This is a genomic window from Amycolatopsis australiensis, from assembly GCF_900119165.1.
Taxonomy (GTDB): Bacteria; Actinomycetota; Actinomycetes; order Mycobacteriales; family Pseudonocardiaceae; genus Amycolatopsis; species Amycolatopsis australiensis.
Map to the genome: position 1 here is coordinate 1,929,150 of NZ_FPJG01000006.1, position 26,095 is coordinate 1,955,244.

General features: G+C 70.7%; 26 protein-coding genes. 4 read left to right on the forward strand and 22 right to left on the reverse strand.

Features of this window, described 5'->3' with window-relative positions:
• Nucleotides 1–5 precede the first annotated feature (5 nt).
• The 6 genes from BT341_RS10570 to BT341_RS10595 all read right to left on the reverse strand — a co-directional run bounded on the left by BT341_RS10570 (nt 6) and on the right by BT341_RS10595 (nt 5,095).
• Nucleotides 6–1,196 carry an ABC transporter permease gene (locus BT341_RS10570; RefSeq protein ID WP_072476108.1) on the reverse strand — a complete coding sequence of 397 codons (1,191 nt, stop codon included), beginning with the start codon at nt 1,194–1,196 and terminating at the stop codon, nt 6–8.
• Entirely contained in the window at nt 1,193–2,119 is a 927-nt protein-coding gene (locus BT341_RS10575; protein ID WP_072476109.1) for an ABC transporter ATP-binding protein, read from the reverse strand. The genes BT341_RS10570 and BT341_RS10575 overlap by 4 nt, the downstream gene beginning before the upstream one ends.
• The gene (locus tag BT341_RS10580) at nt 2,112–2,660 is read right to left on the reverse strand and encodes a hypothetical protein (RefSeq protein ID WP_072476110.1); all 549 of its coding nucleotides are present in this window, start codon (nt 2,658–2,660) and stop codon (nt 2,112–2,114) included. Before BT341_RS10580 ends, BT341_RS10575 begins: the two co-directional genes overlap by 8 nt.
• Nucleotides 2,657–2,926 (reverse strand): helix-turn-helix transcriptional regulator, encoded by a 270-nt coding sequence (locus tag BT341_RS10585; protein ID WP_072476111.1) that lies wholly within the window; start codon nt 2,924–2,926, stop codon nt 2,657–2,659. The genes BT341_RS10580 and BT341_RS10585 overlap by 4 nt, the downstream gene beginning before the upstream one ends.
• 70 nt (nt 2,927–2,996) lie before the next feature.
• Nucleotides 2,997–4,535 (reverse strand): glycerol-3-phosphate dehydrogenase/oxidase, encoded by a 1,539-nt coding sequence (locus tag BT341_RS10590; protein WP_072476112.1) that lies wholly within the window; start codon nt 4,533–4,535, stop codon nt 2,997–2,999.
• Nucleotides 4,532–5,095 (reverse strand): TetR/AcrR family transcriptional regulator, encoded by a 564-nt coding sequence (locus BT341_RS10595; RefSeq protein WP_072481889.1) that lies wholly within the window; start codon nt 5,093–5,095, stop codon nt 4,532–4,534. The genes BT341_RS10590 and BT341_RS10595 overlap by 4 nt, the downstream gene beginning before the upstream one ends.
• A gap of 97 nt (nt 5,096–5,192) precedes the next feature.
• Here BT341_RS10595 and BT341_RS10600 point away from each other — a divergent pair, with 97 nt between their 5' ends.
• The gene (locus BT341_RS10600) at nt 5,193–6,812 is read left to right on the forward strand and encodes an FAD-binding oxidoreductase (RefSeq protein WP_245804930.1); all 1,620 of its coding nucleotides are present in this window, start codon (nt 5,193–5,195) and stop codon (nt 6,810–6,812) included.
• Here the strand turns inward: BT341_RS10600 and BT341_RS10605 are convergent.
• From BT341_RS10605 to BT341_RS10655, 11 genes are all read right to left on the reverse strand, one after another.
• A complete protein-coding gene (locus BT341_RS10605; protein ID WP_072476113.1) occupies nt 6,809–7,372 on the reverse strand; it encodes a gamma-glutamylcyclotransferase family protein in 564 nt (187 codons plus the stop codon). The two genes, BT341_RS10600 and BT341_RS10605, sit on opposite strands and share 4 nt — an antisense overlap.
• 65 nt (nt 7,373–7,437) lie before the next feature.
• Nucleotides 7,438–8,535 carry an S-(hydroxymethyl)mycothiol dehydrogenase gene (locus BT341_RS10610; RefSeq protein ID WP_072476114.1) on the reverse strand — a complete coding sequence of 366 codons (1,098 nt, stop codon included), beginning with the start codon at nt 8,533–8,535 and terminating at the stop codon, nt 7,438–7,440.
• Nucleotides 8,536–8,638: 103 nt separating this feature from the next.
• Nucleotides 8,639–9,214, reverse strand: coding sequence for a sigma-70 family RNA polymerase sigma factor family protein (locus tag BT341_RS10615; RefSeq protein ID WP_245804931.1), 576 nt, complete (start codon nt 9,212–9,214; stop codon nt 8,639–8,641).
• Nucleotides 9,215–9,457: 243 nt separating this feature from the next.
• The gene (locus BT341_RS10620; protein WP_177328778.1) at nt 9,458–10,720 is read right to left on the reverse strand and encodes a peptidase C39 family protein; all 1,263 of its coding nucleotides are present in this window, start codon (nt 10,718–10,720) and stop codon (nt 9,458–9,460) included.
• A gap of 71 nt (nt 10,721–10,791) precedes the next feature.
• Entirely contained in the window at nt 10,792–11,193 is a 402-nt protein-coding gene (locus BT341_RS10625) for a PaaI family thioesterase (protein WP_072476116.1), read from the reverse strand.
• A 56-nt stretch (nt 11,194–11,249) separates the two neighbouring features.
• On the reverse strand, nt 11,250–12,977 hold the full coding sequence (locus BT341_RS10630) for a TIGR03767 family metallophosphoesterase (RefSeq protein ID WP_072476117.1): 1,728 nt from the start codon (nt 12,975–12,977) through the stop codon (nt 11,250–11,252).
• 149 nt (nt 12,978–13,126) lie between these two features.
• Nucleotides 13,127–13,543: a DUF4190 domain-containing protein gene (locus tag BT341_RS10635; RefSeq protein ID WP_072476118.1), complete on the reverse strand. Its 417-nt coding sequence runs from the start codon at nt 13,541–13,543 to the stop codon at nt 13,127–13,129.
• 334 nt (nt 13,544–13,877) lie between these two features.
• Nucleotides 13,878–14,693 (reverse strand): carbohydrate ABC transporter permease, encoded by an 816-nt coding sequence (locus BT341_RS10640; RefSeq protein WP_072476119.1) that lies wholly within the window; start codon nt 14,691–14,693, stop codon nt 13,878–13,880.
• Nucleotides 14,690–15,586 carry a carbohydrate ABC transporter permease gene (locus tag BT341_RS10645; protein WP_072476120.1) on the reverse strand — a complete coding sequence of 299 codons (897 nt, stop codon included), beginning with the start codon at nt 15,584–15,586 and terminating at the stop codon, nt 14,690–14,692. Before BT341_RS10645 ends, BT341_RS10640 begins: the two co-directional genes overlap by 4 nt.
• Nucleotides 15,583–16,881 (reverse strand): ABC transporter substrate-binding protein, encoded by a 1,299-nt coding sequence (locus tag BT341_RS10650; protein ID WP_072476121.1) that lies wholly within the window; start codon nt 16,879–16,881, stop codon nt 15,583–15,585. The genes BT341_RS10645 and BT341_RS10650 overlap by 4 nt, the downstream gene beginning before the upstream one ends.
• Nucleotides 16,882–16,983: 102 nt before the next feature.
• The gene (locus tag BT341_RS10655; protein ID WP_072476122.1) at nt 16,984–18,612 is read right to left on the reverse strand and encodes a long-chain fatty acid--CoA ligase; all 1,629 of its coding nucleotides are present in this window, start codon (nt 18,610–18,612) and stop codon (nt 16,984–16,986) included.
• 444 nt (nt 18,613–19,056) lie between these two features.
• On the opposite strand from BT341_RS10655, the gene mihF reads away from it, so the two are divergent.
• Both mihF and BT341_RS10665 read left to right on the forward strand, forming a co-directional pair.
• Entirely contained in the window at nt 19,057–19,368 is a 312-nt protein-coding gene (gene mihF, locus BT341_RS10660) for an integration host factor, actinobacterial type (protein ID WP_051767699.1), read from the forward strand.
• 84 nt (nt 19,369–19,452) lie between these two features.
• Complete coding sequence (locus BT341_RS10665; RefSeq protein ID WP_072476123.1) at nt 19,453–20,667, forward strand: isochorismate synthase; 1,215 nt, start codon at nt 19,453–19,455, stop codon at nt 20,665–20,667.
• Here the strand turns inward: BT341_RS10665 and BT341_RS10670 are convergent.
• Nucleotides 20,664–21,350: a 4'-phosphopantetheinyl transferase family protein gene (locus BT341_RS10670; RefSeq protein WP_177328779.1), complete on the reverse strand. Its 687-nt coding sequence runs from the start codon at nt 21,348–21,350 to the stop codon at nt 20,664–20,666. The genes BT341_RS10665 and BT341_RS10670 overlap by 4 nt on opposite strands.
• 224 nt (nt 21,351–21,574) lie before the next feature.
• Here BT341_RS10670 and BT341_RS10675 point away from each other — a divergent pair, with 224 nt between their 5' ends.
• A complete protein-coding gene (locus BT341_RS10675; RefSeq protein WP_072476125.1) occupies nt 21,575–22,744 on the forward strand; it encodes an acyl-CoA dehydrogenase family protein in 1,170 nt (389 codons plus the stop codon).
• A 68-nt stretch (nt 22,745–22,812) separates the two neighbouring features.
• On the opposite strand, the gene BT341_RS10680 is transcribed toward BT341_RS10675, so the two are convergent.
• Genes BT341_RS10680 through BT341_RS10695 form a run of 4 tightly spaced genes read right to left on the reverse strand, consistent with a single transcriptional unit; the run spans nt 22,813 to nt 26,081 of the window.
• On the reverse strand, nt 22,813–23,133 hold the full coding sequence (locus BT341_RS10680; protein ID WP_072476126.1) for a hypothetical protein: 321 nt from the start codon (nt 23,131–23,133) through the stop codon (nt 22,813–22,815).
• 58 nt (nt 23,134–23,191) lie between these two features.
• Entirely contained in the window at nt 23,192–23,833 is a 642-nt protein-coding gene (locus BT341_RS10685; RefSeq protein WP_072476127.1) for a TetR/AcrR family transcriptional regulator, read from the reverse strand.
• Nucleotides 23,824–25,347: an ATP-dependent acyl-CoA ligase gene (locus BT341_RS10690; protein WP_072476128.1), complete on the reverse strand. Its 1,524-nt coding sequence runs from the start codon at nt 25,345–25,347 to the stop codon at nt 23,824–23,826. The genes BT341_RS10685 and BT341_RS10690 overlap by 10 nt, the downstream gene beginning before the upstream one ends.
• Nucleotides 25,344–26,081, reverse strand: a complete 738-nt coding sequence (locus BT341_RS10695) for an enoyl-CoA hydratase/isomerase family protein (RefSeq protein WP_072476129.1) — start codon at nt 26,079–26,081, stop codon at nt 25,344–25,346. The genes BT341_RS10690 and BT341_RS10695 overlap by 4 nt, the downstream gene beginning before the upstream one ends.
• Nucleotides 26,082–26,095 lie beyond the last annotated feature (14 nt).

Consider the following 26,095-nt stretch of genomic DNA (forward strand, 5'->3'; position numbering starts at 1 on the left):
ACCCGTCAGCTACGCAGGGCCTCCGACAGCTTGATCCGGCTACCGATGCGCAGCACGCTGTTGCCGTAGATCTTGCCGCCCACCCAGGTAAGCACCGCCACCAAAGCCACCGTGAGCACCAGTGACAGACCGATCTCCCAGCCCGCCGCCGCGCCCGTCGAAATCCGGGCCGGCATCAGGATCGGGGACAGCAGCGGGATCAGCGACAGCACCTTCGCCGCCGTGCCGGACGGGTCCTGCAGCAGCAGGTTGATTCCCGCGATGAACCCCGCGATGAGGATGATGTTCAGCGGCGAGACCACCGACTGGGTGTCCTCCTGCCGCGACACCAGCGATCCCAGCGCGCCGTAGATCGTGGCGTACAGCAGGAAACCCAGCAGGTACCACAGCAGGCCCCACAGCAACGTGCCGGTCGCGAAGCCCGACAGCGTGAACACCCCGGTCGCCGATGCCGCGATCAGGCCGGCCACGCCGAGGATCACCAGCTGCGTCAGCCCGACCAGGCCGAGCCCGATCACCTTGCCCAGCAACAGCTGCCACGGCCGCACGCTGGCGAGCAGGATCTCCACGACCCGGCTCGACTTCTCCTCGACGACGCCCTGGGCGACCATCATGCCGTAGGTGATGATGCTGAGGTACAGCAGGAACGCCACGACCAGGCCGACGACCAGCCGCTGCGTGTGGTCGGCGGGCTCCGGCGAGATCGGGTCGTCGCGCACGTGGGTGCCGTCGACCCTGGCCATCACCTCGGCCGGCTCGAGCTGTGCCGACGACAGCACGCCGTCGAGGACCTGCTGCTGCGCGACCTCGTCGAGCACCCGGCGCAGCTGATCGTCCAAAGAGGACTTGTAGGTGGCGGTCAGCTGTGCCGCGCTGCCCGAGACGAGGGCGTCGAGGTCGCCGTCCTCGACCTTCTTGCGGCCCTCGGCCGGGTCGGTGACCGTGACGGTCTCGATGTGCCGTCCGGCCTGCGCCGCCTTGACCTGCAGCTGTCGCGCGATCCCGGTCGCCTGGCCGGTCAACCCGACCGTGCTCTTCTCCGCCGAGCCGGCCAGCGCCGTCTGGAATCCCACGTACCCCAGCAGCAGCACCAGCAGCACCGCGGTGCCGACGACGAACGACCGCGTGCGCAGCCGCGTGTTCAGCTCCCGTTTCATCACGAGCCAGACGGCCCGGCGGCCGCTCAACGTCTTCATCGTTGCCCCTTCTCGGCTGCGACGTCCTGCGAAACGGCGTCGCGGAACAGCTCGGTCAGCGACCGGCGACGGCGGCTGAACTCGGTCACCGGACCGGTCGCCAGTGCCGCGGCGAGCACGGCCTGGTCGTCAGCGCTCGGTTCGAGGTCGAGCACGGCGGTGGGGCCGTGCTCCTCCAGCACGCGCACGCCGGGCAGGCCGGCGGCCCAGCCGGGGCGCGCGGCCGGCGCGGTGACGACGAGCTTGCTGTTCGCGCCCGCGGTCAGCTCGCCGACCGTGCCGACGGCGACCATCCGCCCGTTGCGGATGATGCCGACGCGGTCGCACAGCCGCTCGACGAGGTCGAGCTGGTGGCTGGAGAACACGACGGGCACACCGGCGGCGGCTTTCTCGCGCAGCACGCCGCTCATGACGTCGACGGCCAGCGGGTCGAGCCCGGAGAACGGTTCGTCGAGCACGAGCACGGCCGGGTCGTGCACCAGCGCGGCGGCCAGCTGGACGCGCTGCTGGTTGCCGAGGCTCAGTTTCTGCACCTCGTCCTTGCGGCGCTCGGCCAGGCCCAGCCGGGCGATCCAGTTCTCGGCGTTGCGGTGGGCCTCGTTCGCGCTGAGGCCGTGCAGCTCGGCCAGGTAGACGAGCTGGTCGAGGACCTTCATCTTGGGGTAGAGCCCGCGTTCCTCCGGCATGTAGCCGATGCGGGTGCGGGTTTCGTGCGTGACCGGCCGGCCGTCGAACCGGACCTCGCCGCCGTCGGCGGCGAGCACGCCCAGCGCGATCCGCATGGTGGTGGTCTTGCCGGCGCCGTTGCTGCCGACGAAACCGAACAGCTCCCCGGCGTGGACGTCGAACGAGACGCCGTCCAGCGCGACCTTGGCGCCGTAGCGCTTGGAGATCCGGTCGATCTCCAATGTCCCCTCAGTCATGTCCCATTCCCTCTTCGAAGTCCTCGGGGTCGTCGTCCGGCAGTGCCCAGCCGAGGACGATCGACGGCACGGTGGTGCCGGTGACCAGCAGCGCGGACAGCATCATCGCGCCGCGGACGCCACCGTTTTCGGTGTGGGCGGCCAGCAGGCTGTAGATCATCGCGGCGATCATCAGGTAGCTGAGGATCTGGAAGCCGGTGTAGGTGACGCGGTGCCGCCATTCGCGTTCCCGTTCGTCGAGCAGCCGCGAGAAGCCGCCGCTCATCCGCCCGGTGAGGACGCGCAGCAGCAGGAACGCGACCCCGCCGGCGAGGATGCCGCTCAGCCACAGGGCGGGAAAGACCCACTCGGGCCCTCTGGCGAAGGTGGCGGCCCCGCAGATCAGCACGAGATCGGCCGCGGCGACGACGCCCGCGAGGGTGCGCCGATGCCGCCGGGTGCGCCAGCCGGGCAGCTGCAGAGCACGCCGGCGTTCCCGTTCGTCCAGCTTGTCGAGCTGGCGATCCCAGTAGGCCGCGAGCCGGCCCGCTTTCTCGGTCATGCTCCCCCTTCGCGGTAGACCTGGGTGGACAAGGGCGTGAACGGCTCCCGGCTGAAGACCGCCTCGACGGGCAGGTCGAACACCGCGCAGATCCGGAACGCCAGGTCGAGGCTCGGATAGTGGTCACCGCGCTCGAGCGCCCCGATGGTCTGCGGATTCACCTCGACGGCGTCGGCGAGCGCGGCCCTGCTCATCCCCCGTTCGGCACGCAACACGGGCAGCCGGTTGTAGATCGGCAGCTCTTTGCCACGTCTGACCGGACTCATGGAACGTACTGTTGCAAAAACCCAACGAGTCGTCAACTCAAGAGAACATCAAGTCGGGTTGTGCGCCGGATCAGGCGAGCCCGGCCAGCGACTTGCCGACCAGCTCCGCGACCCGGGCCGCGGCGGCTTCGGCGTCCGCCGGGATCAACGCCAGCCGGGTCCGCCGCTCCAGCACGTCCGCCACGTCCAGGGCGCCCTCGTTGCGGACCGCCCACACGACCTCGGCGGCCGTGATGTCCGTGCCCGGGGTCACCGGCGCCGCGAAGTCGCTGTCCAGTTCGCCCAAGGCGGCCACCCGGGGTGCCTCGGTGCCGTACCGCGCCACCATGCGCGCGGGCGCGTCCACGAGGGACAGTTCGGCCCGCGGTGCCGCGCCGATCAGCGGCAACCGTGCCGTGCGGCACGGCGTAGCCGGCAGGCCCGCCAGCTTCACCGCCGCGTCCACCGCGTCCTCCGCCATCCGGCGGTACGTCGTGAGCTTGCCGCCCACCACCGTCAACAGTCCGTCCGAGCCCGCCAGCACCGCGTGCTTGCGGGACAGGTCCGCCGAACGGCCGCCACCTTCGATCAGGGGGCGGAGGCCCGCGAAGGACCCCGCCACGTCCGCCCGGGTCAGCGGACGGGCCAGCACCGAAGAAGCCAGCGACAACAACAAGTCCACATCGGACTCAGGGACCGTCGGCACGTCGGGAATCGGTCCGGAAACCGGCTCGTCCGTCAGTCCCAGGTAGACCCGGCCGTCCGGCTGGGGAAGCAGGAACACGAAGCGGTTCGTCTCGCCCGGCACGCCGATGTTCACCGACGTCGTGCCCAGTGGCACGGTTCCCGCGGCCAGGACCAGGTGCGAACCCCGTGACGGCCGCAGCCGGACCGCGCCGGTCAGCGTGCCCGCCCACACACCGGTCGCGTTGATCACCTGCCGGGCGTGGATGTCCAGCGAGTCACCCGAAACGCCGTCGCGGACGCGCACCCGGTCCGCCGACAGCGACGAAGCCGACAGCCGGGTCAGGATCCGGGCGCCGAACGACGCCGCCGTGCGGGCCAGCGAAACGACCAGCCGCGCGTCGTCGACCAAAGCGCCGTCGTAGGCCAGTAGCGCGCCGCGCAGGCCGACCGGGGACAGCCCGGGTGCCAAAGCCAGTGCTTCCGGCGCCGGGACCGAGCGGGGCCGAGGCAGTACCGACGACGGCGTGCGGGCCACCCGGCGGAGCGCGTCCCCGGCCCGCAACCCGGCCGCGACCACTCTCTCCTGAACCCGGGACGTGCTGGGGTACAACGGAAACAGCTGGGGCATCGCCCGCGTCAGGTGCGGCGCCGTGCGCGTCATGAGGATGCCGCGCTCGACGGCGCTCTCGTGCGCGAGGCCGAGTTCGCCGTGCGCGAGGTACCGCAGCCCGCCGTGCACGAGCTTCGACGACCAGCGTGACGTCCCGAAGGCGAGGTCGTGCGCTTCGACGAGCGCCACCGACAACCCGCGCGAAGCGGCGTCGAGCGCGATGCCCGTGCCCGTGACGCCGCCGCCGACCACGACGATGTCGACGCGCTCGCCTGACGCCAGCTCCGCGAGCTCGCGGTCGCGGCGCCGAGCGTTGAGCGAGCCGGACGTCATGGCTTCAGCGCCGCTTCGAGCACGTGGGTGAACTCTGCCAGCAGTGCCGCTTCGCCGACGTCCGCCGTGGCCGGCCGCAGCGAGAACGCGAACGACTGGACCACCAGCAGCACCGCCCGCGACTGGGCGGCGACCGGCGCCCGCCGGATCGAGCCGTCCCGGTGGCCGGCCTCCAGCAGCTGGTGCAGGGCCTGCTCGGCGAACTTCTGCGTCGCGCCCAGCCGTTCCACGATGTACGGGAGGACCAGCTCGGGGTCGACGTCGAGCAGCGTGCGGAACAGCGGATCGGCCGAGAGTGCGCGGACGCCGGCCGACGCGATCAGCACGAGCCGTTCGCGGCTGTGCGCGGCGTCGGCCCCGCGCTCGCTCGCCGTGCGCAGCAGCCCGCTGAATTCGCGGGTCATCAGGGCGGCGAGCACGCTGCGGACGTCCGGGAACCGGCGGTACACCGTCATCCGGCTGACGCGCGCGGTGCGGGCGATTTCGGCGAGTGTGGTGCGGCGCACACCGACGGCCAGCACGCACGAGCGCGCGGCGTCGAGCAGCACGTCATCGGCCACCCGCGCCGCCGTCTGACGGCTGCGGGCGTCCGCGAGCGCGGAAGGTCCCGCGCTCGGCGTGGTGTGACGTTTGACGTCCATATGTCACACTGTAGTCGTGAACGCGCTCATTGACCACCGCCTCCGCCGGTCCTGGACCGCGGAAGCCGCTGACGCCGCCCGGCTGCCCGCGCGGGCGGCCAAGTGGCTCGACCAGCGTATCGGCCCGGCGGCCCCCGGCGCCGCCCCGGCGGCCGGAATGCCGGTGGAAATACCGTCACCGAAACTGGGCGAATCTGCTCTCGCCGCGTTGTCGGAAGTGGTCGGCCGCGAAAACGTGCTGGTCGACGACGCGGCGCGGCTGGCGCGGGCGACCGGGCTGTCCTACCTCGACCTGCTGCGCCGCCGTTCGCCCGGCGTGGATTTCCCGGTGCCCGACGCGGTCGTCCTGCCGGCGGACCCCGGCGAAGTCCAGGCGGTGCTCGACGTCTGCGTCCGACACGACATCGGTGTCGTGCCCTTCGGCGGCGGAACGTCGGTGGTGGGCGGCGTTTCCGCGCTGCGCGGGGAGAAGGCGGCGGTGATCGTGCTCGACCTCGTCCGCCTCGACGCGCTGGTGTCGGTCGACGCCGAGTCGCGCATCGCCGTCCTGCAGGCCGGCGTCCGCGGACCCGAGGCCGAGCGGCTCCTCGGCGAGCACGGCCTGACGCTCGGACACGTCCCGCAGTCGTTCGAGCGCGCCACCATCGGCGGTTTCGCGGCGACGCGGTCGGCCGGGCAGGCTTCGTCGGGCTATGGGCGGTTCGAGGACATGGTCACCGGCGTGCGGCTGGCCACCCCGCGCGGCGAGTGGAAGCTCGGCGTCGCGCCGGCGTCCGCGGCCGGGCCGGACCTGCGGCAGCTGGCGGTCGGCAGCGAAGGCACGCTCGGCGTGATCACCGAAGTCGCGCTGCGGGTGCGGCCGGCGCCGCCGGTCCGCCGGTACGAAGGCTACGCGCTGCCCGGCTGGGCGGCCGGCGCGGCGGCGGTGCGCGACCTGGCGCAGAACCACGCGCTCGCCGACGTCACGCGGCTGTCCGACGGCGACGAAACCGAGGTTTCGCTGGCGTTGAACGCGGGCTTCAAGACGGCGGCCCTGCGCCGGTACCTCGCCGCGCGCGGGGTGCGGCGGCCGTGTTTCCTCATCGTCGGCTGGGAAGGCGCGGCGCACGACGTGGCGCTGCGCCGCCGGGAAACGACGCGCCGGCTGAAGGCCGCGGGAGCCGTGCGGGTCGGCAAGGCGCTCGGCGAGTCGTGGCGGCACGGCCGGTTCGCCGGTCCCCGGCAGCGGGACGCGCTGCTGGACCAGGGCGTTTGCGTCGAGACGCTGGAGACGGCCGCGTACTGGTCCAATGTGGACGAGCTGCGTGACGACGTCCGCGCGGCGCTCACCGCGTCGCTCGGGCGCGCGATCATCATGTGCCACATTTCGCACGCGTACGAGACGGGCGCGTCGCTGTACTTCACGGTGCTGACGGCCCGGGACCAGGCCGACCCGATCGGTCAGTGGCAGCGCGCGAAAGCGGCGGCCTGCGAAGCGATCTCGGGTCTGGGCACGATTTCGCACCACCACGCCGTCGGCGTCGACCACGCGCCGTACCTGGCGGCCGAGATCGGCTCGCTGGGCGTGGCGGTGCTGCGCGCGGCGAAGTCCGCGGTGGACCCGACCGGGATCCTCAACCCGGGCAAGCTGATCTAGGGGTAGGTGCGCCCGTCCGGCGGCGCGACGACCTCGCACGCGACGCCCGGGCCGTCCGCCGGGACGCCGTCCAGTTCGGCCGCCTCGGCCTGCGGGACGTCGGCGGTGCGGACCGGCTTGCCGTCGACCAGCAGCGGGTACCGGATCGGCACCGCGCCGATGTAGGCCAGCACGTCGGTCACCCGGCTGCCGTCCTCCAGCGTGATGTCCGGGTCCGTGAGCCGGACCAGGTGGTAGCGGTGGCCACGGCCTTCGCAGATGTCCAGGACCCGCAGCTGCTGCGGCGTCACGAACCAGACGGCGTGCTCCTCGACGCCCGGCAGCGCGGTGAGGGTCGCCGGACGCTGGCCGTCGCGGAATCGCAGGCCCGACGCCCAGACCGCGGCGAGGCCGTCGCAGCGGGCGTGCGCGACGACGACCGGGCCTTCGAGGCCGAGTTCCGCGCGCATCCAGCTGATCTTCGACGGGTTCGCGTTGGAGCCGTAGGCGAGCACGGCCTGCCGGTTCCGCCAGCCCGCCGGCGCCGTGTCCAGCGGGTATCCGGCGCCGTTTTCGTGCACGAAGGAGTAGCCCGGCCGGGTCCCCGGGTAGGGGTCGGCCGGGTAGTCGGCGTCGACGAAGAGAGTCAGAACGTCACCACGCTGCGCAGGACGTCGCCGTGGTGCATGCGCTCGAAGGCCTGCTCGACGCCGTCGACGCCGATCCGCTCGGTGACGAACCTGTCGAGCGGCAGCCGGCCCTGCAGGTAGAGGTCGACGAGCATCGGGAAGTCGCGGCTGGGCAGGCAGTCGCCGTACCACGACGACTTGAGCGAGCCGCCGCGCGAGAAGAAGTCGATCAGCGGCAGGTCGTTCAGCCGCATGTCCGGCGTCGGGACGCCGACGAGCACGACCGTGCCGGCCAGGTCACGGCCGTAGAACGCCTGCCGCCACGTCTCCGGCCGGCCGACGGCGTCGATCACGACGTCCGGGCCGAAGCCGCCGGTGGCCTCCTGCATGGCCTCGACGACCTGCGCTTCGCTGAGGCCCTTGCTGTTGACGGTGTGCGTCGCGCCGAAGTCCTTGGCCCAGGTCAGCTTCCGGTCGTCCATGTCGATCGCGATGATCGTGGTGGCGCCGGCGAGCTGTGCGCCGGCGATGGCGGCGTCGCCGACGCCACCGCAGCCGATGACCGCGACCGAGTCGCCGCGCGTGACGGCGCCGGTGTTGATCGCCGCGCCGAGCCCGGCCATGACGCCGCAGCCGAGCAGGCCGGCGACCGCGGGCTCGGCCGCGCGGTCGACCTTGGTGCACTGTCCGCTGTGGACGAGGGTCTTCTCGAGGAAGGCGCCGATGCCGAGGGCGGGCGAAAGCCCGGTGCCGTCCGGCAGGGTCATCGGCTGGGCGGCGTTGAACGTCGAGAAGCAGTACCAGGGCTTGCCGCGCCTGCAGGCCCGGCAGGTGCCGCAGACGGCACGCCAGTTGAGGATGACGTAGTCACCGGGCTCGAGGTCGCTGACGCCCGCGCCGACCGCCTCGACGACGCCGGCGGCCTCGTGGCCGAGCAGGAAGGGGAAGTCGTCGTTGATCCCGCCCTCGCGGTAGTGCAGGTCGGTGTGGCAGACCCCGCAGGCCTGCACGTTCACGACGGCCTCGCCGGGCCCGGGATCGGGGACGACGACGGTCTCGAGCGAGACCGGCTCGCCCTTGGCCCGCGAAACGACCCCCTGGACCTCGTACGGCATGCGAATCCACCTTCCGGCTGCACTGCTGGTTCGCCCGCAGCTTGCCACGGATGATGCGGAGATGGCGACATCCGCATGGGTGGTTGCTGCGCAACGAGTTGCGTCATTTGCAACTCACGGCTGTCGCATCGACACCAGCTTGGCGGGCCGCCACCGACGGGATGGCCACGATCCGGCCGTCCGCCACCGTAAACACCGCCACCGGCAGCGGCGAGCCGTCCTCGCGCCACGCCACGACGCCCGGCAGGCCGTCCACCAGCACCTTGTTCGCGTCCGAAGCCGCGACGAAGCGGGCGCCCGCCGCGACGTTCGTGGCGCCGGGGACCACCACCACGCCGTCCGGTGTGTCGACCGTCAGCCGGACCTCCGGATCGAGCACCCGCAGCAGCTCTTCGAAGCCGCCGTCGCGGGCCGCCCGGGCGCGACGACGAGCAGGAGTCCGACCGAGTCGGCGCGCGACGTCTTCCTCGGGCACCGTGCCCTCGTCGGCCGTCACGACGATCTCCTCGTACGGTGCCTCCGGACGGGCCCGTTCTGGATGGCCGTCGCCTCCTGGCGGGGCCTCCTGGACCACGTCCTCGGCGTCGGCGTCGGGCGTGCGAGCCGAGCACACGGTGGGCGACCGCGTGCCGCGACGGCCGCGCTGGGTTTCGAACGCCTCGGCCGGTGTGCCGGGCATGTCGTTACCTTCCTCGGTTCCGTTCCGTCGTGGTGGTGACGAGCCCGGAGGGGAGCACGGCTCAAGAGCTCCGGCGATCCCGGGGTGTTCGGCGCGATCCAGCGGATCGTGAAGGCGGTGCGGGACAGTGGTGTCGACCCGCAGCAGCTGTCGGCGATCACCCTGAACATCGCGCTCACGAACTTCTTCAACCGGATCAACGACACGATCCGGACCAGGCCGGCGCGACCTGGTGACTTCGGCTTACGCCGGGGTGACGATGTACACGATCCCGCCGGGGCCGCTCGCGACGCTGCCGTCGGCCCGGTAGCGCTTCGTCCGCTGCCAGATCTTCTCGAACTGGTCGCGCTTGTAGATGTTGCGCACCCGATCGTTGCTGCTCGACGCCGGGTCGTTCGCGATCACGTCACCGTCCTTCGTGAAGCCGACGACCACCATGATGTGCCCGGACGTTCCGTACCCGGCGCCGTCGAGTTCCGACGCCAGGAACGACTGCGACGTGATCACCGGGATGCCCCGCGCGATGTAGTCCTCCAGCTCGTTCAGCGAGTGCAGCCGCGTGATGTGGCCGCGCAGCCCGCGCGACGCGGCGTACGCGGTGTTGAAGGGCCAGTTGCCGGTGCCTTCGTAGCTGTAGTCGTAGGTGTAGCGGGCCGCGAACGCCACGGACGGATCGACGTAGTCCGCCGGGATCCACGACATCTCCGCCGCCGACGGCTTCTTGCCCCAGTACTCGGCCACCATCTCGGTCGACGTCGGGCTGCACCAGTTCTCGCCGCCGCCGCCGTACTGCGGGAACTGTCCCTTGTGGAGGTTCTGCGCGTACGCGGGCACCTTCAGCTCGATCCCGGCCGCCCGGCCCGGCTTCGTCGTCTGCACGTCGAAGCGGTCCGGCACCGCCGACGTCATCGCGCCCAGCGTCGTCACCGACGGCGTCGCGGACGAACCGGCTTCGCGGTACAGGCTGATCCGCAGGTGGTACGACTTCAGCGTGACGCCGGCCTTCATGACCAGCGTGTCGACGTCCACCATCGCGTTCGCGTCGTCCTGGCCGTCGACGCTGGTGCGCTGGATGTCGGCGTCACCGCTGGCCCAGCGGCCCATCACGTACCACGCCGTTTCGGCGCCGGCCGACGTCCGGCCCTGCGCCTCGACCTGCAGCCAGGTCTTCTCCGGCGTCTTGGCGTTCCAGGACGCGACCAGCTGCGTCGCGCCGAAGCCCTGGCGGTACTCCGGCGACGTCCACTGGCCGTACTCGTACGTCCTCGTCGTGCCGAGGCCCGGTTCGGTGTGCTCGACCGTGCCGGCCGGGCGCGTGATGCGCAGGCCGTCCCGGGTCAGCGCCAAGCCGGCGAAGTGGCCTTCGTGGAACCGGCCGCCGTTCCACTCGTGGTAGTCGATCGCCTCGTCGTCGCCGGGCCGGGCGGGCGCGGCGTCGGCGACTTGCGTGGTTACCGCAGTCAACACGATCACTGACAATAAGGTGAACAACTTGCGTGCCCGCATCCCGGCTCCCTGATCGACCCACCCAGTAGGCAGGGATTTTCGCCGCTCCGGACCGGTATGTAAACAGCTGGCTAGAGCACGGCCTGCGTCTGTGTCACTTTCGCGACCAACTTGCCGTCGTCGTCGTGGATCTCGGTCTCCACCACGACGAACTTGCGGCCGGCGTGCAGTGGTCTGGACGACGCAACGGCGTAGCCCGAACGGACCGCGCGCAGGAAGTTCGTCTTCGACTCGACGGTCGTCGTGCCCTGGCCGCCCTCGGGCAGGTTGAGGAACGCGCACACGGCGCCGGTCGAGTCGGCCAGCGCCATGAGCGCGCCCCCGTGCAGCGCGCCGCCGAGCGTGCAGAGGCTCTCGTCCCACTTCAGCCGGCTGCGCACGAGCGCCGGCCCGTGCTCCAAGACCTCGACGCCGAGGCGTTCGGAGAACGGCATGGAGCGGTGGAACAGCTGGGTCCCTTCGGGATCGGTCATGCCCGAAGCTTGCCCGATGACCGGCCGCGGGGCGATTACCTCCGAGGTAACGCGCGTCAGCTCAGCGGATTGACCAGCAGCAGCTCCGTGTTGTGGTCCGCCGCCGCGCCGACCCGGCCGAGGTCGGTGTGGATGTCGTTGTACGACAGCTCCCGGTACAGCGACGCAAGCGCTTGCGGAGTCCGGGCGCCGTAGTCCACCGCGTACGGTGCTTCGGCTTCGATCAGCGTCGTGAACAGCGACAACGTGCCGTCGGCGTTGTCCGCGACCTCGATGATCCGCGCGTGCTGCGGAAAGTCGATGTGCGACGCCGTGTTGATCTCCCAGAAGCCCTGCTGTGGCGTGTTTCCGGCGTGCGGCGTGATCTTGTTGAGGTGCGTGTGGCCGTTGACCCAGGCCAGCACGTTCGGGAACCGCTTGAGCAGCGCGACGAACGCGTTCCCGTCCAGCCGCGGGTCGAGCAGGTGCCGCGAGTCCGGCAGCAGGTTGCCCATCGTGCCGCTCGTGTGGTGGCTGAACAGGAGGAACAGCTCGTCGGTGACGTCGTGGGTGACCTTGTGGCCGAAGAAGTCGTAGTACGTCGAGCTGTTCCGCTTGAGCGTCGCCTCCACCCAGTTGTACTGCGCGAGGCCGATCGAGCCGTCGGCGAACCCGGCGTCCGTCGTCGTGTCGAGGCTGATGCCGGTGATGCCGGGGGCGATCCGGAACGTGTAGTAGACGTTCTTGCCGTCGGCGTTCGCGCCGGTGAAGCCGTGCCCGGCCGGGCCGGGGCCGGTGTTGGCGGGGTCGAGGTGCGCGCGCACGAACTCGGCCGTCGTGAACGGCCGGCGCCGCGCGTCCGGCGTGACCTCGCGGATGGTGCCCGAGCCGCCGAACAGCTCGGCGACCGGCACGCTGGAACCCGGCGTCGTGATGGCGTCGGCGAGCTTCTTCGCCGTGCTCTCGTCCTTGCCGACGACCTTGTACTTCCCGGTGTACCAGGCGTCGATGCCGGGGATCTGCGCCGGCAGGGAGCCGACGATGCTGTCGTCGTGGTTGCCGAAGGTACAGAACCACGGAACGTCGAGGCCCGGCGCGGTGAACGTCCGGATGCCCGCTTCGAGCAGGCCAGGGATCTGCGGGAAGCCTTTGGCGGAGTAGGCGTCGCCACCGGGGATCGCCGGGTTCCAGAACTCGTGGTTGCCCGAGTTCTGCACGCCTTCGTAGGCGCCGGGGTCGCCCGAGTTCGGGGTGACGCTGCCGCCGTTGAGGACCTTGAGGAACCAGTCCAGCTCGATCAGCTCGTGGTTGTCGGTGTTGTCGCCGGTGGTCACCATGAGGTCGAACGGCCGCCCGGTGAACGGGCCCTGCCGCACGCTGTTGACGCGCTCGACCAGCGCGCTGGTCGCGACCGTGCCGAGCACTTCCTGCGGCCGGTGCGCGGAGCCGATGAAGGGGTGCAGGTACTCGAAGCGCGCGGGGCTCTCCGTGTCGGTGATGTGCAGGTCGGTGAACTGCACGAAGGCGCTGAGGGCCCGGCGCCGGTCGTCGCGCCCGCTCTGCGGGGTGGCGAGATCGCTGCGAACCACGAGCGGCCAGCCGGGCCCGGCCTGGAGGCGGGTGTACGCCGGTCCGGCGGTGACCGCGGTGGCGACCTGTTCGAGGGTGGTGCCCGCCGTGGTGACCGAGCGGGTGCCGGTGAGCCGCAACGCGCGATCGAGGGCGTTCGCGGTGGGTGTGCACAGCAGCAGCCCGAGACCGGCGGCGCCCGCGGTGGCGAAGGCGCGCCGGGTGAGTTCGGCCATGTGTTCGCTCCCCAGTCTTGTCGGTTGACCGGCACCGTGCCGGACGCGGGTGGCGGCACGGTGAACATGAAAAAGATTCACCGTGACAGCTCGTTCCACTTTGTCACAGGCCCTGGGGCAGGGTGTACCGCCGAAGGTCGGACCCGCGTTCAGCAGGAGATGCCGCACGCGGCGCCGGCGGCGAACAGGCCGAAGAAGAACAACATCACGACCAGCGCGGGGATCACGGCGATGATGCCGCACACCAGCCCCGCGATGCCCATGCCCTTGCCGGTGAAGCCCGGACGGTCGGCTTGGATCATCCCGGCCCACGACAGGCCGACCGCCAGGAAGCCGAGGAGCACGTCGACGAACGGGACCCAGAACAGGACCAGCGCGACGATGCCGATCACCATGCCCGCCACCGCCATGCCGCTCGTGCGCAGCATCGGGTAGGCCACCATCGGATACGGCTGCGGGGCGTACGGCTGCACCGGGTACGGCTGGGTGCCCCACTGCTGCGGAACCGGCGCCGAAGGCGGATAGCCCGGCTGCTGGTCCGGCTGATAGGGGTCGTAACTGGTCACACCGCACCTTTTCTCTCCGTCCCCGGCGAAGTCGCGCGGAGGACTCCGCACGTTACTCGGCTTTTCGGGAATGCCTCCGCCTAGTCCGGTTTAGCACGGGTGGCCGACCGGCCGGGCCCGGAGCGACGGAGTTGTCCACAGGCGGCCCGCACGCGGCCGATTTGTCCACAGATTTGCGTGCGGCGGTTTTCGGGCGTCATTCGCCGATAGCTTGGCACCAAGGACGAATCCGGGAAGGCGGTGTGCGGGCATGGGACAGAAGGCCGTGGGGTGCGAGGCATCTTGGTGGCGGCGCGGGATGGCGGCGGTCCGGCGGCTGATCGCCGATGGCGGTTCAGCCCTTCAGGCCCGACTCCGTCACCCCGCGCACCAGATACCGTTGCAGGAACGCGAAGAGCAGCACGATCGGCAGGATCGACACGGCCGCCGCGAGGAAGAGCAGGTTCAGCTGCGGGTTCTGGGCGTTCAGCAGGCCAGAAAGCGCCACCTGGACCGTCCACGAGTCCGGCGACTGGGCGATGATCAGCGGCCACAGGAACGCGTTCCAGCTGCCGATCACCGTGATCACCGCGATCGCCGCGAAGAACCCCTTCGAGTTCGGCACCACGATGCGCCAGAACACGCCCCAGCGGCTGAGGCCGTCCATCCGGCCTGCCTCCTCGAGTTCACCAGGGAAGTCCAGGAAGTACTGCCGGAACAGGAACACGCTGAACGCGCTGAACAGGTCGGGGATCACCAGGCCGCGGAAGTCCGACAGCCAGCCCAGCGAGGAGACGACCACGAAGCTCGGCACGAACGTCACCGACGTCGGGATCATCAGCGTCGCCAGCACCGCGTAGAACACCGGGCGCGAGTACCGGTAGGGGATCCGGGCCAGGCCGTAGCCCGCCAGGGAGCAGACCACGAGCAGCCCGGCCGTCTGCAGGACAGCCACGATCGCGGAGTTCAGCAGGCTGCGGGCGAACGGCACGTCCGACAGCGAGAACAGCTTGGCGAAGTTCTCCCAGTGCACTGTGGACGGGAAGAACGTCCACCCGGGAGCGGTGATCTCCGCGCGCGAGGCCAGCCCGTTGCGCAGCAACAGGTAGAAGGGCAGCAGGAACAGCACGGCCGCCACCACCAGCGATGTCCAGCGCAGCACTGCCTTCATGCCGGCCGTCCGAACCGCAGCACCCGGCCCTGCAGCAGCGTCACCAAGGCGATGATCAGCGCCAGGATCACCGCGCCCGCGCTGCCGCGGCCGAGGTCCTGCCCGCCCGAGCCCAGGGAGGTGTAGTAAAGGTAGACCAGCGGCGGGCGGGCGAACGGCGGATAACCGCGGGAGTCGCCCATGATGTTGTAGAACTCGTCGAACGCCTGGTAGGCGTTGATCAGGTTCAGCAGCAGCACCGCCACCGCGGTCGAGCGCAGCTGCGGCAGGGTCACGTGGCGGAACACCTGCCAGCCCGGCTTGGCGCCGTCGAGCCACGCCGCTTCGTACAAGTGCCGGGGAATCCGTTGCAGTGCGGCGATGAACAGGATCATGTAGAAGCCGAGCTGCAGCCACAGCCGGGCCGTCACGAGGACCACCCAGTACAGCGGCGGGTGGATCGTCCCGGTCCACGCGACCGGGTCGGCGCCGAACAAGGAAAGGACCGTGTTCGCCAGTCCGTAGCGCACACCGGAAAACAGCGACGTCTTCCAGATCAGCGACGCCACGACGTACGAGCACGCGAAAGGCAGGAAGAACACCGACCGGAAGAACGCCCGCGCGAAGCGCAGCTGGTTGACGCCGAGCGCGAGCGCCAGGGAAAGCACGAACGTCAACGGCACGATGAACACCGCGAACACGCTGAACGTTCCGAGGCTCGACAGGAACGGCGCGTCGGTGAGCATGTGCGCGTAATTGTCCAGGCCGACGAATTGCGTCGGCGTCACCGTGTTGCGCGCGTCGAAGAAGGAGAGATATGCGCTCCACCCGATGGGCAGGTACGCGAAGATCGCGAGCCCGAGCAGGAACGGCCCGACGAACAGCCAGAACGCGCGCGCGTCCCGGCGGTTCATCCGAACAGGCGCTTCAGCTCGGACTTCGCCACCTCGACCGCCGTCTTCAGCTGGGCAGCCGGGTCCGCGCCTTCCTTCGCGATCTTCGCGACCGCGTCGGACAGCGCCGTGTTCGACTGCTGTGTCCACACCGGACCGCCGACCAGATGGCTGTTCTCTTTGACGAACCTGGCGGCGTCGGCCGCCGGGCCGGACTTGAGATTGTCCGCGCGGTCGACCAGGCTCTGCCGCGCCGGGAGGTGGAAGCCGTACTTCGTGGCGAACTCGAGCTGGTCGGCGGTGTTGTCGACCCACAGCCACTTGACGAACGCCTTCGCCTCGGCGACGTGCGCGCTCTTGGCGTTCACCATCGCGCCGTACGCGCCGACGGGTACCGAAGGCGCGCCGCTGTCGTCCAGCCGCGGAAACGGCAGCACGCCGAAGTCGTCGTCGAACGCGTCGCGGATCTTCGGCACATTCCACAGACCGGTCCACTGCATCGCGGTGAGCCCGTCGATGAACGCGCCCGGGTCCGACCAGTCCGCAGGCGCGCCGAGCAGAAGGGACCCGTTGACGTTGAGCGTGTGCAGCTTCGCCAGCGCGGTCGCCGCGCGCGGGTCGTCGAAGCCGACCTCGCGGTTGTCGTTCTTCAGGTAGTCGAGGCCGGCCGACCACAGCAGCGGCCCGGTCAGCACGGCGACGCCGCCGTCGTTGCCCGCGAAGAAGCCCTTGACGCCGTCCTTCGTGAGCTTGCCGGCCGCGTCGATCAGCTCGTCGACCGTCTGCGGCGGCTGCACGCCCGCGGCCTGCAACAGGCTCTTGCGGTAGAAGAGCACCTGCGTGTCGATGGCCTGCGGGATGCCGTAGACCTTGCCCTCGACGGTCTGCGCGGCCAGCACCGCCGGGCTGAAGTCGCCTTTGACCGGCGCGATGAGGTCGTCGAGCGCGACGACCTGGTTCTGCCGGACCCAGTCGATCTTGACCTGCGCCTCGAAGACGTCCGGGATCTTGCTGTTCTGCAGCGCCGTGACGATCTTCGAGTCGTAGTCGCCCGGGTTCCACTGCACGTTCACGGTGGCGGCCGGATAGGTGGCCGCGTACCGCTTGACCGCTTCCTGGACGCCGTCCTCGCCGTACGCGTGGTACCACTGCTGGAGGGTGACCTTCGGGGCGTCCGACGGCGGCGGGCCCGCCGAGTACGCCGTCGAGGGCGGCGGGTCACCCTGCCGGCCCGTGTTCGAACCGCAAGCCGCCGCGAACGCGCCCGCCGCGCCCAGTCCCGCGAGCGCGAGAAAGCTCCGCCTGTTCCGCTGCATCCCCAGTACTCCTCCGCGTACGTCCGTGAATGCCACACCAAGAGACACAGGGTCCCTCAACGTGGCATTCACGGAACTCAAGGCACGCCGGAGATTTACCCGTTAGAGCTGGGCGATGTCGAGCTTTCCCTCGGAGTAGGACGCCCGGATGCGCTTCTTGTCGAACTTGCCGACGCTGGTCTTGGGCACTTCGTCCACGAAGGTCCAGTTCTCCGGCAGCTGCCACTTGGCGACCTTGTCGGCCAGGAAGTCGCGCAGCTCCTCGGGCGTGGCGCTCTGGCCCTCCTTGAGCACGACGGCGACCAGCGGCCGCTCGTCCCACTTCTCGTCCGGGATGCCGACGACCGCGGCCTCGGCGACCGCCGGGTGGCCCATGACCTGGTTCTCCAGGTCGACCGACGAGATCCACTCGCCGCCGGACTTGATGACGTCCTTGGCGCGGTCGGTCAGCGTCAGGTAGCCGTCGGGGCTGATCTTGCCGACGTCGCCGGTGCGCAGCCAGCCGTCGTGGAACTTGTCCGGGTCGACCTCCGCGCCGCCGTAGTAGGAGCCGGCGATCCACGGGCCCTGAACCTCCAGCTCGCCGACCGCCTCGTTGTCCCAGGGCAGGACCGCGCCCGAGTCGTCGATCAGCCGCGCCCGCACGGACGCCGGGAAGCGGCCCTGCGTGTAGCGGTAGTGCCAGGCCTCTTCTCCGGTCGCGCCGGCGGGCGGGCGGGCGACGCTGCCCAGCGGCGACGTCTCGGTCATGCCCCAGGCGTGCAGGATCGAGACGTGGTGGCGCTCCTCGAAGGCGTGCATCAGCGACGGCGGCACCGCCGACCCGCCGACGACGACCTCGCGCAGGTGCGAGATGTCCTGCGGGTGCGCTTCGAGGTGGGCGAGCAGGCCCTGCCAGACGGTCGGCACCGCGCCGGCGAACGTGGGTTTCTCGGCGGCCAGCATCGCGGCGATCGGCGCCGGCTGGAGAAACCGGTCCGGCATCAGCAGCGACGCGCCGACCATCAGCGACGCGTACGGCAGGCCCCACGCCATCGCGTGGAACATCGGCACGATGGCCAGTGCCTTGTCGCTCTGCGCCAGGTTCATGCTGTCGCTCATGCACACCTGCATCGAGTGCAGCCAGATCGACCGGTGCGAGTAGGCGACACCCTTGGGGTCACCGGTCGTGCCCGACGTGTAACACATCGCGGCCGCGGAACGCTCGTCGACGTCCGGCCAGTCGAACGTGTCCGGCTGACCGGACAGCAGTTCGGCGTAGGAGTGCACCTCGACGCCGTCCGGCGCTTCGAGAGACGCCGCGTCGCCGTTGGCGACGATGACGTGCCGGACGGTCTTGAACTGCGGCAGCTGCTTGGCCAGCAGCGGGACGAGGGTGCCGTCGACGATGACGACGTGGTCCTCGGCGTGGTTGGCCACGAAGACCAGCTGCTCGGGGAACAGCCGGATGTTCAGGGTGTGCAGCACGGCACCCATCGCCGGGACGGCCAGGTAGGCGGCCATGTGCTCGGCGTTGTTCCACATGAACGTGCCGACGCGCTGGTCTCCCGTCACGCCGAGGCTCCGGAGGGCGTTCGCGAGCCGGGCGGCGTTGCGGCCGAGGTCGCCGTAGCTCTCGCGACGGGCTTCTGAACCGGTCCAGGTGATGACTTCGCTCGCCGAGTGCACCGACGTGCCGTGGCGGAGCAGGTTCGCCAGCGACAGCTGGCCCTCCTGCATGGTGCTCAACATGGTCGCTCCCGGGGGTCGTTCGCCGGTGAACTGGGTTGCGCCGACTCTAGTGCGGATCGGGTGAAGCGGGCATGGTCAACTACGGCTCCGTTCGGTCACGGTCGTCGCGCGATCGGGCGACGACCCGACGATGATCATGATCATCAATTTTTCCGGTTTTCCTTATGGGCAAGGAAATGCGTGCGTGAACGGCGGTGAGTGGAGGCTTCACTTCCGGGTGAGTCCGGCCACTCCGGACGCTTCTTGGGAGCGTTTCCGCAGGCCGGAGCGGGTTGCCCGGCATCACCTCCGGGGGTAATAAGTGCGTGTCGGTTGCACGGCCGCGAAGCGGGTGGCGTTTACTGGGGCCGTGGTAAGAGACGGCTGGCCAGCGCTTGCAGGAGCAAGCACACCGAAAAGCCGTCGGCCGCGAAAGCGGAGACCTGAGAGGAAAGGACTACTACGTTGGCTCTGCCTACGTTGACTCCGGAGCAGCGCGCCGAGGCCCTGGCCAAGGCCGCCGAGGCTCGCAAGGCGCGTTCGGAGCTGCTCGCGTCGATCAAGTCCGGCAAGGAGAGCATCGAGAAGGTGCTCAAGCAGGCCAAGGAGAACAAGACGATCGGGAAGACGAAGGTCACCCAGCTGCTGAAGGCCGTCCCCGGCCTCGGCGCGGTGAAGGTCGCCGCCCTGCTCGAGCAGGCCGGCATCGACCCGGACCGGCGCGCCGCCGGCCTGGGCGAGCGCCAGCGCGAGGCGCTCATCGACGCGCTCAAGTAGCTCGTCACCCGGAGCTCCCGCGAGGGGAGTGTCTTCAGCGACACTTCCCTCGCGGATCTCCCGAAGCCTGGGACGCTGGAGTGCGTGAGCGCCGACTCTTCCGGGGCCCGGCCCCAGACCCCAGCCGGGGGGCAAAACCCCCCGGACCTGCAGAAATCGGTCGGTCCGGCAACCCCGGCCGACCTCGCCGCGCGCTACCGGCGGGGCGACTTCCTGTTCACGACCGCCCAGCGCGCACTCCTCGCGCAGGGCACCCTCCGGACCGTCACCGAGACGGACCCCCGGCGGCTCGCCTCGGCGATCCCGGGTGTCCTGGCCGAGACCGGTGCCCCGCTGGCGGTCGGCGTCCTGCCGTTCGACACCGGGCCCGACACGAAGGTGCCGGGTCACCTCGTCGTACCCCGGACCGTCCACCGGTCCGAAGGGACGTCATCGCGGGCGCGGGCGGACCTGCCGGCGCCTGCGCGGGTGCGCGCGGTGCCGTCGCCGGAGCAGCACATGGCGAACGTGTGTGCCGCCGTCGAGGCGCTCGCCGCGCGTGACCTGCGCAAAGCCGTGCTGGCCCGTGCGCTCGACCTCGAGTTCGACGCGCCGGTGCCCGCCGAACGCGTCGTGCGCAACCTGGCGGCCGGCAATCCCCGGCACTTCACGTACGCGGCCGAGCTGCCGGGCGGGCGTTCGCTCGTCGGCGCGACGCCGGAGCTGCTGCTGCGCCGCACCGGCCGCACGGTGTTCTCGTCGCCGCACGCCGGCTCGATGCCCCGGTCCGCGGACCCGGCGACCGACCGCGCCAACGGTGAGGCGCTGCGGACGTCCCGCAAGGACCAGGTCGAGCACGCCGTGGTGATCGACTACCTGGTCGAGGCCCTGCGGCCGTTCTGCCGGACGCTGGACGTCCCGGCCGAGCCGGAGCTGGTCACGACACCGGCGATCTGGCACCTGCGCACCCCGATCACGGGCGAGCTGGCCGACCCGGACATCACGGCGCTCGACCTGGCGGCCGCGCTGCACCCGACCCCGGCGATCTGCGGCACGCCGACCGAGGGCGCGCGCGAGCTGGTTCAGGAGCTGGAGCCGTTCGACCGCGACTACTACGCGGGCGCGGTCGGCTGGGTCGACACGACGGGCGACGGCGAGTGGGCGGTGGCGATCCGCTGCGCGGAGATCGCGTCGACGTCGATGCGGCTGTACGCGGGCGGCGGCATCGTCCCGGCTTCGGACCCGCGGGCGGAGCTGGACGAGACGACGGCGAAGTTCCGCACGCTGCTGGCGGCGATGGGCCTGGAGGACGGCGTCTAGGGCACCCAGTGCTCTTCGGTCACCGACAGCTCGTCGGTGGTCAGCACGGCGATGGCCGCCCGGTAGCCGTCCGCCGCCTTGAGGTCGACCAGCCGGGTGCGGGCGGGGTCCAGGGCCGGGTCCTCGGCGGCGGCGAGGCGGGCGGGCTCGTCGTAGCGGGAGAACGTGATGCTCTTGAGCGGGATGCGCAGGCCGCGGCCGGTCGCTTTCATCACCGCTTCCTTGCGCGTCCAGTAGACGAAGAACGCCGCGGCCTTCTCCTCCGCGGTCAGCCCGGTCAGGTGGGCGGTCTCGGCGGGGCTGAGGGCGTACTCGATGAGGCCGTCGTCGGTGCGGCGGGTGGCCGTCTCGACGTCCAGTCCGACCGGCACCGACGGCGTCGCCGCGACGCCGATCAGCTCGCCCGAGTGCGAGATCGACAGCGTGAGGTCCTGGCCCGGGATCCGCGGCCTGCCGTGCGGCTTTCCGCAGTCTTCGCAGGTCGCGTCGAACTTCACAGCCTCGGCGGGCACGCCCAGCCGTTCCGCCGCCACCATCTTGGCGAGGACGCGGCCGGTGAGGAACCGGCGCTTGTCCGCATCCTGCCGGTAGGCCTCGAAGCGGCCGTGTTCGACGTCGTCCAGCAGACGCAGGAAGCGCGCTTCGGCGGGCAACGGCGACGACCAGCGGACCACGATCTCCATCACGCCTCCGATCTTCCCGGGCACCCACCCCTGTTGTCACGGGCGCGGACCGAGGACTGGGGGAACCCGCAGCTCCTTGATCCACTGTGGACCGGCGATCGGCGGGGCGTGTTCGCCCGAATCGGTCACCGAGCGCAGCCGACCGGCCCCTTGCGTCCGCCTGGCGCGTCACGCAGAATGGAGGTAAGCAAGCGCTTAGCCAGTGTCGGAGGAGCAGCTCACTCATGGATTTCTCTCTCAGCACCGAAGAACGGGAAGTGCGCGACTGGGTCCGCACGTTCGTCCAGCGCGAGCTGATCCCCCTCGAGCCGGAAGTCCTGCGCCGCGAGCGTGCCCACCAGCCCGGCCTCACCGGCGAGGAACTCCGGGACCTCCAGCTCAAGGCGAAGGCATCCGGCTTCTGGGGCGTCCTGACCCCGGAGGAGTACGGCGGCATGGGCCTGTCCGCCGTCATGGCCGCGCTGCTGGAGGCCGAGCTGGGACGCACCTTCGTGCCCTTCCGCTTCGGCGGGGCCGCCGACAACATCCTCTTCCACGCCAACGAGGAGCAGAAGCAGACCTACCTGTTGCCGACCATCTCCGGCGAGCGCAAGTCGTGCTTCGCGATCACCGAGCCCGGCGCCGGGTCGGATGCCAAGGCCATCCGGACCACCGCCCGCAAGGACGGCACCGACTGGATCATCAACGGCGAGAAGACCTTCATCACCGGCGGCAACGAGGCCGACTTCACCATGGTCTTCGCCATCACCGACCCGGAGAAGGGCGCGAACGGCGGGGTCACCTGCTTCCTCGTCGACCGGGAGGCCGGCTGGAAGTCCGAGTACATCGACACCATGGGCGAGTGGGGGCCCGCGTCGCTGATCTTCCAGGACGTCCGCGTGCCCGAGACGCAGATCCTCGGCGAGGAGGGCCGCGGCTTCGAGCTGGCCATGCAGTGGATCGGCCAGGGCCGCTACCTGCTGCCCGCCCGCGCGATCGGCTCCTGCGAGCGGCTCATCTCCATGGCCATCGAGCACGCCAACACGCGCGAGACGTTCGGGCAGAAGATCGCCGAACGGCAGGCCATCCAGTGGATGATCGCCGACTCCGGGGTCGAGCTCGAGGCGCTGCGGTGGCTGGTCCTCAACGCCGCCTGGCAGGTCGACCAGGGGATGGACTCGCGGCACGCGCAGTCGATGGCGAAGCTGTACGGCGGCCAGAAGGCCAACGAGATCGTCGACCGCGTCCTGCAGATCCACGGCGGCATGGGCTACACGCGGGAGCTGCCGATCGAGCGGTGGTACCGCGAGCTGCGGCTGCTGCGCATCTACGAAGGCACCGACGAGATCCAGCGCCGCACCATCGCGCGCAACCTGCTCAAGGGGCACGTGAAGGTCGGCGGCGTGCTGGGCTGAGGCCGCCTGAACGCGTGAAGCCGTCAAGGCCGCCCGGAATCGGCGGCCTTGACGGCTGTCCGGCCTGCTTACTTCTTGTTGCGGATGGCGATCGGGACGCCCGCGAGGTCCTCTTCGTTGCACAGCAGCTTCACGTCGTAGTACGGCGAGCCTTGGCGGTCGTCGTAGTCGAGGTGAATGGCCAGCACGTCGAGTGGCTCACCGAGCCATTCCTGGGCCTGGCGCAGCCAGGTCGCGCAGCGCTCCAGGGCCGCGGGGAGATCGTCGTCACGGAACTCGACGGGGCGATAGGGGACATCCTGCACCTGATCGCGGGGGTTTTCCGGCGCCGGGAGGCCCGGCGCGAGACCCGAGTCGTCCAGTTCCAGTTGGATCGTTTCCTCAGTCACCCTTCGAGCGTCCCCCACGCACGCCGTCTGGGCAAGGCGTACACAGGTAAAAGCGCCGCTAAACGGACACTCCCCACTCTTTCGCGACGATTTCCCGGCAGCGGCGCAAGTCGGCGGCACCCGGCTCCGACGTGCAGCCCAGCGCCCTCGACGCCAGCTCCGCGTAGTGCCCGGCCAGCTCCTCCAGCGCCAGCGGGCCACGTGGCGAATACCACCTCGCCACGCCGCTGCACATCTCCAGCAGCGCCAGCCGGGTCACCGCCGGGTGTTCGGTGTGGAACACCCCGGCCGCGACGCCTTCGTCGATCGCCGCCGCCCAGAGCCGCTCGTACGCGTCGCGCAGGGCCACCACCGGCTCACGCGCGGCCGGGGACAGCACGTCGACTTCGTTGTCCACCACCCGGGTTTCCGCCGGGCCGACCGCGTGCGCGAGCACGTGCAGCGCGACCAGCGTCCGCAGCCGGTGGACGGGGTCTGCGCTGCCCGCCGTCGCCTCGCGGGCGGCGTCCAGCAGCCGGTTCAGCGCCGTGTGCATGATCTCCGCGAGCAGATCCTCCTTGGTGCCCATGTAGTGGTACAGGCTCGCCGACGAAAGTTCGGCCTCCTGCGCCAGGTCCCGGATGCCGGTGCCGTGGAAGCCCTTGGCGGCGAACAGCTTCACCGCCGCCGCGCGCACCCGCTCCCGGCTGCTCACAGCCATGCGCCCGCCTTGGCGTCCCACGACCCGGCGCGCGGGTCGGCCACCTTCCGCAGCTCGCCCTTGGCCACCCGTTCCGACGGCGTCATCGGCAGCTCGTCGGCGAACGCCCAGAACCGCGGAACCTTGAAGTACGCGAGCTTTTCCGAACAGAACTCGACCAGCGAGGCCGGGTCCGGACGCTCGCCGTCGCACACGACGTACGCCTTGATCTCCTCGCCGCGCAGCTCGTCGGGTACCGCGACGACGGCCGCGAGCCGCACCGCCGGGTGCAGCAGCAGGGCCCGCTCGACCTCGTCGGCGGAGACGTTCTCGCCGCTGCGGCGGATCATGTCCTTCGTGCGGCCGACGTAGTACACGCGGCCGGCGTCGTCCATCCGGGCCAGGTCGCCGGTGTGGAACCAGCCGTTCCGGAACGCCTTCGCCGTCGCTTCGGGGTCGTCGTGGTAGCCGTGCATCAGCCCGATCCCGCGGATCAGCAGCTCGCCCGTTTCCCCACGCGGCAGCGGCTTCCCGTCCTCGCCGGCGATCATCACCTCGCGGTCGCGGGACGGCCGCCCGATGCAGCCGGTGCCCACGGTCTCGTCGTGGTCGGCGACGGTCATCCGGATGTCGCCGCCGGTCTCGGTCATGCCGAACGCCTCGTACCACGGCACGCCCCAGCGCGCCTCCAGCTCGGCGTGCAGCTCGTGCGGGATCGCGGACGCGCAGATCGCTCGGACGCGGTGGTCGCGGTCGGCCGCCGTCGGCTCCTGCCGCAGCAGCAGCGTCGGCATCAGGCCGAGGCAGTAGAACCACGTGACGCCGTACTCGCGGACCTTCGCCCAGAACGTGCTGGGGTGGAAGCGGTCCAGCACGACGAGGGTGGCGCCGGCGGCGAGGCCCAGCGCGACGTTCCACTGTGGATCGATGTAGTGGAACGGCTGCGCGGTGAGCAGCACGTCGTCCGCGCCGACGGCGGGGAAGTCGGTGGCCAGGCCGACGGCGAGGGTCGTCCAGTACCGGTTCGGCAGGACGCAGCCCTTGGGGGCGCCGGTGGTGCCGGAGGTGTACTGGATGTTCACCGGCAGCTCGGGCACCGGCGTGAAACGCGGTGGTTCGGCGGCCGCGGTGAGCCGGTCCGGGGTGACGACCTCGGCGGCGCCGATCCGGCCGAGCAGCTCGGTGAACTCCGCCGCGGCGACGACCAGCTTCGCGCCGGAGTGGCGGAGCACGTGGGCGCCGTCGAACTCGCGGTAGTTGGTGTTGACCGGCACCAGCACCGCGCCGAGCTTGGCCAGCGCGAGCCAGGTGAGCGGGAACTCGGGCTGGTTGCGCAGCATCACCGCGACCCGGTCGCCCGGCGCGATCCCGCGTCCGGCCAGCGCCGCGGCGATCCGGGAGCTTTCGCGATCGACGTCGGCGAAGGTGAAGCGCCGGTCGTCCTCGTCGAACACCCAGGCCGGGCGGTCCGGCCAGAGCGCGGCCGCCCGCGTCACGAGCTGGGCGAGCGTCCCGATTTCGGTGAGCGGCGTCACGACCGGCTCCGGAAGGCTTCGGTGGAGGCGGCGACCGCGGCCGAGTGCTCGGTGATCAGGGCGTGGCTGACCTCCAGTTCGAGGGCGGGCTCGACGTCGATGGGCGTGTCGAGGACGCGCTTCGCCATGGCCGCGGCGGCCGGGGGATGCCCGGCGATCCGCTTGGCCCAGGTCAGGGCCTCCGCTTGCAGCCGGTCGGCGGGGACGGCGGCGTTGACCATGCCCAGCTCGGCGGCCTTCCGGCCGTCGAAGCGCTCGCCGAGCAGCAGCAGCTCCTTCGCCTTGAGCGGGCCGACCAGCAGCGGGAGCAGCCGCGACGCCGCGCCCGTGACGCTCAGGCCCAGCGAGACCTCCGGGAAGGCGAACACGGCGTCCTCGGCCGCCAGGATCAGGTCGCAGCCGAGCGCGAACTCCGCGCCGGCGCCGATCGCGTAGCCGTGCACCGCCGCGATCACCGGTTGCCGCAGTGCCCGCAGCCGCCGGGTGACGTCCTGGAGCCGGTCCAGCCGGGCCCGCGAATCGCCCGGCGGGGTGGGTTCCTTGAGGTCGTGACCGGCGCAGAAGGCGCGGCCGTTGCCGGAGAGCACGACGACGCGGGCATCGCTGCGCGCCGCGGCGCCGAGCGCGGTGAGGAAGTCGTCGACCAGCTCGGTGGCGACCGCGTTCAGCCGCTCGGGCCGGTTCAGCCGGATCTGCGCGATGCCGTCCTCGACGGCGAACTCCACGGTGGGCATGCCGCGATGCTAGA